Genomic DNA, 9427 nt, shown 5'->3' with positions numbered 1-9427 from the left:
ATGAGGCGCAGGCTCCCCATGGTCACCGCGATCGCCCTGAGCGTCGTCGTGGTCGGTCTCGCCATCGCGTCCGGCTGGCTCGGCGTCGTCTCGCTGCGGAACAAGGACGAGGCCGACCAGAAGGCGAAGGCGACCCAGTCGGCGCGGCAGATGGGCGTGAACCTGATGTCGCTCAACTCCGACACCGCCCAGCGCGACCTGGACCGCATCGTGAACGGCACCACCGGTGACTTCAAGAACAAACTGGCGGGCCAGTCGAAGGCGTTCATGGACCAGGTGACCAAGGCCAAGGCCAAGTCGACCGTCACCGACGTCGACGCCGCGCTGGTCTCCATCGACGGCGACTCCGCCGAGGTGATGGTCTCCCTCACCGGCACCGTCACGAACGACAAGGTGCAGAACGGCACGCCGCAGGGCTACCGGTACCAGATGGACCTCACACGGGTCGACGGCCGCTGGCTCGTTTCCGGACTGGAGGTTGTCCCGTGACGATCAAGTCGGAGGAGCGGGCGGCCCGGGCCGCCGAGCGCGCCGCGAGGGCCGAGGAGCAGGCGGCCAAGGCGGAGGAGGCCGCCGAGGCGGCCCGGCTCGCGGAGGAGGCCGCCGCGAAGGCCAGGGAGGCCGCGCGGCTCGCCCAGATCGCGGCGGACGAGGCCGCGGCCGTGGAGGCCGATTCCGAGGCCGACGAGGCGGATGAGACGGACGGGGCTCCGGACGAGGACGCCCCCGAGGCGGCCACATCCCTGGAGAAGCCCCGGCGGGGCGCGAAGGCTTCCGAAGACGCGTCCGGGGGCGACGACGCGGCAGAGGACGGCTCAGAGGCTTCGGAGGCCGCCTCCGTGGAGACGGAGGCCCCGGAGGACGCCGAAACCGAGCCCGGCGAGTCCGGCGAAGGCGATACCGACGACGAGGCGAAGGCCGACGATAAGACGAAGGCCGACGACAAGGCGGAGGTCGAGGACCAGGACGACGAGGCGAAGGCCGACGAGGGCGACGAGGACGTCAAGCCCGCGAAGGTCAAACGTCTGAGCCTCAGGAAGTCCGCCGAGTCCACCACCGATGACGACGACAAGCCGCGAGGCCGGTTCCGGTCTGGCGGCTTGTCCACGGTCATCACGGTCCTGGCCGTCCTGACGATCGCGCTGGGCGCCGGTACCACCGCGCTGGTGTTCAAGGTCCGCGAGCAGAATGCGACCGAGCAGGCGTCCAAGGAGGCTTCGTACGCCGCGTCACGCGCGGCCCAGAAGCTGTCGTCGTACGACTACCAGACGCTGGACGCCGACCTGAAGTCCGCGTCCGCGACGACGACGGGCAAGCTGCACACCCAGTACGACAAGCTTGCCCAAGAGCTCAGGACCGTCGCCGTCCAGCAGCAGGCCGTCTCCAACACGACGGTCATGAAGGTCGGCGTGGTGAGCGCGACACCCGACAAGGTCGTGGCCCTCGTCTACGCCAACCGGTCGTCCGCCACCAAGAACGACAAGCAGCAGCGGCTCCCCGAGCCGCTCCGCATCAAGATGACGATGGTCAAGAAGGACGGCAGGTGGCTCGCCTCGGCGCTCACCGTCCTCTCCTGACCCGCTGATCTCGCCGGACCCGCCGAGAACGATCGAGCGGCCGCCCTCCCGAGGGCGGCCGCTCGACGGCGTTTCACGGCCCTACCCGGCGGTAGGGCGTGGGATCTTAAACTATGGCCTTCCTCACTGCAGGTCAGGGCCCGAAAAGTCCAAGTCCGCTCTTGACTGACAGGCCCTGAGGGGCGATGCTCCATGGCAACGTGATGCATACTGCGGCGCTAGAGTTGCGAGCGGTGTACCAGTCGGCTACACTGCCCCTTTGCGCTGCCCTCTGACTATCCGCGTGTGAGAGCACCCCTGTGACGGTCCGTTTTGGACCACTTTGCGCAGGTCTCGGACGTGGATCGTCTGGCGTGCGTGTCGTCAGTTACGCCGCGAGCCCTCGGAAGGACCACTCTTGGCAGCCTCGCGCAACGCCTCGAATACCGCAACCGGTCCGAACCGCGTCTCCTTCGCGCGCATCAAGGAGCCGCTCGAAGTCCCGGACCTCCTTGCTCTGCAGACCAACTCCGTTGACTGGCTGCTGGGCAACGAGAGGTGGAAGGCCCGGGTCGAGGCGGCCCAGAAGGCCGGAAGTAAGAGCGTCCCGACCCAGTCGGGGCTGGAGGAGATCTTCGAAGAGATCAGTCCCATCGAGGACTTCTCCGGAACCATGTCCCTCTCGTTCCGCGACCACCGGTTCGAGCCGCCCAAGTACTCCGTCGAGGAGTGCAAGGACAAGGACATGACCTACTCCGCCCCGCTGTTCGTCACGGCGGAGTTCATCAACAACACCACCGGAGAGATCAAGAGCCAGACGGTGTTCATGGGCGACTTCCCGCTCATGACCCCGAAGGGCACCTTCATCATCAACGGCACCGAGCGCGTCGTCGTCTCACAGCTGACCCGATCGCCCGGCGTCTACTTCGACCGCGCCCTCGACAAGGCGTCCGACAAGGACATCTACGGCTGCCGGGTCATCCCGAGCCGCGGCGCCTGGCTCGAGTTCGAGATCGACAAGCGCGACAACGTCGGTGTGCGCATCGACCGCAAGCGCAAGCAGCCCGTCACCGTGCTGCTCAAGGCGCTCGGCTGGGACGAGGCGCGCATCCGCGAGCGCTTCGGCTCGTACGAGTCGATCAACGTCACCCTGGAGAAGGACCACACCTCCGGGCAGGACGACGCGCTGCTCGACATCTACCGCAAGCTGCGGCCGGGCGAGCCGCCGACGCGCGAGTCCGCGCAGACGCTTCTGGAGAACCTGTACTTCAACCCGAAGCGCTACGACGTCGCCAAGGTCGGCCGCTACAAGATCAACAAGAAGCTCGGCCTCGACCTGGACATGAAGCAGGGCACCCTGACCGAGGACGACATCGTCTCCACGGTCGAGTACCTCGTCCGGCTGCACGCCGGCGAGGAGGAGGCCACCCTCGGCTCGGTCGCCGTGCCGATCGAGGTCGACGACATCGACCACTTCGGCAACCGGCGCCTGCGCACCGTGGGCGAGCTGATCCAGAACCAGGTCCGGCTGGGCCTGGCCCGGATGGAGCGCGTCGTCCGCGAGCGGATGACCACCCAGGACGTCGAGGCGATCACGCCGCAGACGCTGATCAACATCCGGCCGGTCGTCGCCTCCATCAAGGAGTTCTTCGGCACCAGCCAGCTCTCGCAGTTCATGGACCAGACCAACCCGCTGGCCGGCCTGACGCACAAGCGCCGGCTGAACGCGCTGGGCCCGGGCGGCCTGTCGCGTGAGCGGGCGGGCATGGAGGTCCGCGACGTCCACCCGTCGCACTACGGCCGCATGTGCCCGATCGAGACGCCGGAAGGGCCGAACATCGGCCTGATCGGCTCGCTCGCCGCGTTCGGCCGGGTCAACCCGTTCGGGTTCGTCGAGACGCCGTACCGCAAGGTCACCGACGGTGTGGTCACCGAGCAGATCGACTACCTGACCGCCGACGAGGAGGACCGCTACGTCATCGCGCAGGCCAACTCCCTGCTGAACGACGACGGCACTTTCGTCGACGACCGCATCCTGGTCCGCCGTAAGGGCGGCGAGGTCGAACTGGTCCCCGCCCGCGAGGTCCAGTACATGGACGTCTCGGCGCGGCAGATGACCTCGGTCGCCACCGCGATGATCCCGTTCCTGGAGCACGACGACGCCAACCGCGCGCTGATGGGCTCCAACATGCAGCGCCAGTCCGTCCCGCTGCTGCGCAGCGAGGCGCCGCTGGTCGGCACCGGCATGGAGTACCGTGCCGCGACCGACGCCGGCGACGTCATCACGGCCGAGAAGGCCGGCGTCGTCGAGGAGGTCTCCGCCGACTACGTGACCGTCATGAACGACGACGGCACGCGGACCACCTACCGGGTGTCCAAGTTCAAGCGGTCCAACCAGGGCACCTGCTTCAACCAGAAGCCGATCGTCGACGAGGGCCGGCGGGTCGAGGTCGGCCAGGTCATCGCCGACGGGCCGTGCACCGACGACGGTGAGATGGCGCTCGGCAAGAACCTTCTCGTGGCGTTCATGCCGTGGGAGGGCCACAATTACGAGGACGCCATCATCCTCAGCCAGCGCCTGGTGCAGGACGACGTCCTCTCCTCGATCCACATCGAGGAGCACGAGGTCGACGCCCGCGACACCAAGCTCGGCCCCGAGGAGATCACCCGGGACATCCCGAACGTCTCCGAGGAGGTCCTGGCCGACCTCGACGAGCGCGGCATCATCCGCATCGGCGCGGACGTCGTCCCCGGCGACATCCTGGTCGGCAAGGTCACCCCGAAGGGCGAGACCGAGCTGACCCCCGAGGAGCGGCTGCTGCGCGCGATCTTCGGCGAGAAGGCGCGCGAGGTCCGCGACACCTCGCTGAAGGTGCCGCACGGCGAGCAGGGCAAGGTCATCGGCGTCCGGGTGTTCTCCCGCGACGACGGCGACGAGCTCCCGCCCGGCGTGAACGAGCTGGTCCGGGTGTACGTCGCCCAGAAGCGCAAGATCACCGACGGTGACAAGCTGGCCGGCCGGCACGGCAACAAGGGCGTCATCTCCAAGGTGCTCCCGGTCGAGGACATGCCGTTCCTGGAGGACGGCACCCCGGTCGACATCGTCCTGAACCCGCTGGGCGTCCCCGGGCGCATGAACGTGGGCCAGGTCCTGGAGACCCACCTCGGCTGGGTCGCCTCCCGCGGCTGGAAGGTCGAGGGCGACGACGCCGAGTGGAAGCGGGCCCTGACGGCGATCGGCGCCGACGAGGCCGACCCCTGGACGAACACCGCGACGCCGGTGTTCGACGGCGCCCGCGAGGACGACGTCACCGGCCTGATCGAGAGCACCCTGCCGAACCGCGACGGCCAGCGCATGGTCGGCCCGGGCGGCAAGGCGCGGATGTTCGACGGCCGCACCGGCGAGCCGTACAAGGACCCGATCTCGGTCGGCTACATCTACATCCTCAAGCTGCTCCACCTGGTCGACGACAAGATCCACGCCCGCTCGACCGGCCCGTACTCCATGATCACCCAGCAGCCGCTCGGCGGTAAGGCCCAGTTCGGCGGCCAGCGCTTCGGTGAGATGGAGGTGTGGGCGCTGGAGGCGTACGGCGCCGCCTACGCCCTCCAGGAGCTGCTGACCATCAAGTCCGACGACGTCCTCGGCCGCGTGAAGGTGTACGAGGCCATCGTCAAGGGCGAGAACATCCCCGAGCCCGGCATTCCCGAGTCCTTCAAGGTGCTCATCAAGGAGATGCAGTCGCTGTGCCTCAACGTCGAGGTGCTCTCCAGCGACGGCATGTCCATCGAGATGCGCGACACCGACGAGGACGTCTTCCGCGCCGCGGAGGAGCTCGGCATCGACCTCTCCCGCCGTCCGAACGAGGGCGCGATGAGCGTCGACGAGGTCTGAGAACTCAAGGGGAAAACAGTTGCTTGACGTCAACTTCTTCGACGAGCTTCGCATCGGTCTGGCGACCGCCGACGACATCCGCCAGTGGTCGCACGGCGAGGTGAAGAAGCCGGAGACGATCAACTACCGGACCCTCAAGCCGGAGAAGGACGGGCTCTTCTGCGAGAAGATCTTCGGTCCGACCCGGGACTGGGAGTGCTACTGCGGCAAGTACAAGCGCGTCCGCTTCAAGGGCATCATCTGTGAGCGCTGCGGCGTCGAGGTGACCCGCGCCAAGGTGCGCCGTGAGCGGATGGGCCACATCGAGCTGGCCGCGCCGGTCACGCACATCTGGTACTTCAAGGGCGTGCCGTCACGCCTCGGCTACCTGCTGGACCTGGCCCCGAAGGATCTGGAAAAGATCATCTACTTCGCGGCCTACATGATCACCAGCGTGGACGCGGAGCGGCGCGACCGCGACCTGCCCACGCTGGAGGCGCACATCTCGGTGGAGCGCCAGCAGATCGAGCAGGCCCGCGACGCGCAGGTCGAGGCCCGCCAGCAGAAGCTGGAGGGCGACCTCGCGGAGCTGGAGGAGGCCGGCGCGAAGGCCGACCAGAAGCGCAAGGTGCGCGACGGCGCCGAGCGGGAGATGAAGCAGCTGCGCGACCGCGCGCAGCGCGAGCTCGACCGTCTCGACGAGGTGTGGAGCCGCTTCAAGAACCTCAAGGTCCAGGACCTGGAGGGCGACGAGCTCCTCTACCGCGAGATGCGCGACCGGTTCGGCAAGTACTTCGAGGGCGGCATGGGCGCCGCGGCCATCCAGGCGCGGCTGCAGAACTTCGACCTCGACGCCGAGGCCGAGAAGCTGCGCGACATCATCCGCACCGGCAAGGGCCAGAAGAAGGCCCGCGCCCTGAAGCGGCTGAAGGTCGTCTCGGCGTTCCTCAACACCCGCAACAGCCCGCTCGGCATGGTGCTGGACTGCATCCCGGTGATCCCGCCGGACCTGCGTCCGATGGTGCAGCTGGACGGCGGCCGCTTCGCGACCTCCGACCTGAACGACCTGTACCGCCGGGTCATCAACCGCAACAACCGGCTCAAGCGCCTGCTCGACCTCGGCGCTCCCGAGATCATCGTCAACAACGAGAAGCGGATGCTGCAGGAGGCCGTCGACGCGCTGTTCGACAACGGCCGCCGCGGCCGCCCGGTCACCGGGCCCGGCAACCGTCCGCTGAAGTCGCTGTCCGACATGCTCAAGGGCAAGCAGGGCCGGTTCCGGCAGAACCTGCTGGGCAAGCGCGTCGACTACTCCGGCCGTTCGGTCATCGTCGTCGGCCCGCAGCTGAAGCTGCACCAGTGCGGCCTGCCCAAGCAGATGGCGCTGGAGCTGTTCAAGCCGTTCGTCATGAAGCGGCTGGTCGACCTCAACCACGCGCAGAACATCAAGTCCGCGAAGCGGATGGTCGAGCGGGCCCGCCCGGTCGTGTGGGACGTGCTGGAAGAGGTCATCACCGAGCACCCGGTGCTGCTGAACCGGGCGCCGACCCTGCACCGCCTGGGCATCCAGGCGTTCGAGCCGCAGCTGGTCGAGGGCAAGGCCATCCAGATCCACCCGCTCGTCTGCACCGCGTTCAACGCGGACTTCGACGGCGACCAGATGGCGGTGCACCTGCCGCTGTCCGCCGAGGCGCAGGCCGAGGCGCGGATCCTGATGCTGTCGACCAACAACATCCTGAAGCCGTCGGACGGCAAGCCCGTCACCATGCCCACCCAGGACATGGTCATCGGCCTGTACTGGCTGACGACGCAGAAGGACGGCGCCGAGGGCGAGGGCCGCGCGTTCGGGTCGGTCGCCGAGGCGATCATGGCCTACGACCGGCACGAGCTGGACCTGCAGGCGAGGATCCAGATCCGGCTGAAGGACATGCCGCCGCCGCGCGGCTGGAAGGCGCCCGAGGGCTACGAGCCCGGCCGGCCGTACCGGCTGGAGACCACGCTAGGCCGCGCGATCTTCAACGAGACGCTGCCGGACGACTTCCCGTTCGTGGACGACGAGATCGGCAAGAAGCAGCTCTCGGCGATCGTCAACGAGCTGGCGGAGACCTACCCGAAGGTCGCCGTCGCCAACGCTCTGGACGCGCTCAAGAGCACCGGGTTCCACTGGGCGACCAGGTCCGGTGTCACGATCGCGATCGACGACGTCATCACGCCGCCCAACAAGCAGGAGATCCTGAGCGGCTACGAGCAGCGCGCCGAGAAGGTGCAGCGGGAGTTCAACCGCGGCCTGATCACCGACGACGAGCGCAAGCAGGAGCTCATCGAGATCTGGAACAAGGCCACCGCGGACGTCGCGGTGGACATGGAGAAGGCGTTCCCGAAGGCCAACCCGATCTGGATGATGATCCAGTCGGGCGCCCGCGGCAACCCGCTGCAGCTCCGCCAGATCGCCGGCATGCGCGGCCTGGTCTCCAACCCGAAGGGCGAGACCATCCCGCGTCCGATCAAGTCGTCGTTCCGCGAGGGCCTGTCGGTCGTCGAGTACTTCATCTCGACGCACGGCGCCCGGAAGGGTCTCGCCGACACCGCGCTGCGCACCGCCGACTCGGGTTACCTGACCCGGCGTCTGGTGGACGTCGCGCAGGACGTCATCGTCCGCGAGGAGGACTGCGGCACCGACCGCACGATTCCGTTCGAGGTGGCCGACAGGCTGGCCGACGGCACGCTGGTCAAGCTGGCCACGTCCGAGACGAGCCTGGTCGGGCGCACGATCGCCGAGGACGTCGTCGTCGACGGGACGCTCATCTTCCCGGCCGACACCGACCTGTCCGACACGGTCGTGACGCGCCTGGTCGAGGCGGGTGTGGAGAAGGTCCGCACCCGCAGCGCCCTGGTCTGCGAGGCCAAGATCGGTGTCTGCGCCGCCTGCTACGGCCGCTCGCTGGCCACCGGCAAGCGGGTGGACGTCGGCGAGGCCGTCGGCATCATCGCCGCGCAGTCCATCGGTGAGCCCGGCACGCAGCTGACGATGCGCACCTTCCACACCGGTGGTGTGGCCGGTGGCGACATCACGCACGGTCTGCCGCGTGTCCAGGAGCTGTTCGAGGCCCGCATCCCGAAGGGTGTGGCCCCGATCAGCGAGGTCGCCGGCCGCGTCAAGATCGACGAGACGGAGAAGGCCCGCAAGGTCGTCGTCGTCCCGGACGACGGTTCCGACGAGATCGCCTACCCGGTGCCGATGCGGTCCCGCCTCCTGGTCAAGGAGGGCGAGGCCGTGGGCGTCGGCCAGCAGCTCATCGCGGGTGCGATCAACCCGCACGAGGTGCTGCGCATCCTCGGTCCCCGCGCCGTGCAGCTCCACCTGGTCCAGGAGGTCCAGGAGGTCTACCGGTCGCAGGGTGTGTCGATCCACGACAAGCACATCGAGATCATCGTCCGCCAGATGCTGAAGCGGGTGAACATCCTCGAGTCGGGCGACACCGAGCTGCTGCCGGGCGACCTGGTCGAGCGTCCGATCTTCGAGGCGACGAACCGGAACGTCGTGTCCGAGGGCGGGGTCCCCGCCGCCGGCCGCCCCGTCCTGATGGGCATCACCAAGGCCTCGCTCGCGACCGAGTCGTGGCTGTCGGCGGCGTCCTTCCAGGAGACGACCCGGGTGCTCACCGAGGCCGCGATGCACGCCAAGAGCGACCCGCTGCTCGGCCTCAAGGAGAACGTCATCATCGGTAAGCTCATCCCGGCCGGTACCGGCATGCCGCAGTACCGCAACGTCCGGGTCGAGCCGACCGAGGAGGCGAAGGCGGCGGTGTACTCCGTCGGCTCCTACGACGACGGCGCCGAGTACGCCTTCGGCCAGGGTTCCGGCGAAGCCGTCCCGCTGGAGGAGTACGACTTCGGCCAGTACAACCGGTAGTCGATCGACCAGGGGCCGCGCGGTTCGCCGCGCCGCCCCTGATCACCGGCTGCTTCGTCAGCGAAGAGGCCCCTTCCGATTCCG

Annotated in this window: 4 protein-coding genes; all 4 read left to right on the top strand. The window is 68.2% G+C overall.

All coding sequences use genetic code 11. The features are described from left to right. The 4 genes from ACQPXG_RS42220 (at window position 1) to ACQPXG_RS42205 (ending at window position 9343) form a co-directional block, all read left to right on the top strand. Window positions 1-489, top strand: a complete 489-nt coding sequence (locus ACQPXG_RS42220) for a hypothetical protein (protein WP_433464747.1) — start codon at window positions 1-3, stop codon at window positions 487-489. After that, window positions 486-1577: a hypothetical protein gene (locus ACQPXG_RS42215; protein WP_433464746.1), complete on the top strand. Its 1092-nt coding sequence runs from the start codon at window positions 486-488 to the stop codon at window positions 1575-1577. The genes ACQPXG_RS42220 and ACQPXG_RS42215 overlap by 4 nt, the downstream gene beginning before the upstream one ends. 397 nt (window positions 1578-1974) lie before the next feature. After that, the gene (gene rpoB, locus ACQPXG_RS42210; RefSeq protein WP_433464745.1) at window positions 1975-5451 is read left to right on the top strand and encodes a DNA-directed RNA polymerase subunit beta; all 3477 of its coding nucleotides are present in this window, start codon (window positions 1975-1977) and stop codon (window positions 5449-5451) included. 19 nt (window positions 5452-5470) lie between these two features. Then, window positions 5471-9343: a DNA-directed RNA polymerase subunit beta' gene (locus ACQPXG_RS42205; protein WP_433464744.1), complete on the top strand. Its 3873-nt coding sequence runs from the start codon at window positions 5471-5473 to the stop codon at window positions 9341-9343. Window positions 9344-9427 lie beyond the last annotated feature (84 nt).

This window comes from Spirillospora sp. CA-128828 (assembly GCF_050945415.1).
In the GTDB taxonomy this organism is placed as follows: domain Bacteria; phylum Actinomycetota; class Actinomycetes; order Streptosporangiales; family Streptosporangiaceae; genus Spirillospora.
This window is presented reverse-complemented; position numbering and strand designations above follow the sequence as displayed.

Excerpts from the sequence above, each read along its gene's own strand:
- ACQPXG_RS42220 (WP_433464747.1), top strand. The coding sequence starts at position 1 with ATGAGGCGCAGGCTCCCCATGGTCACCGCGATCGCCCTGAGCGTCGTC.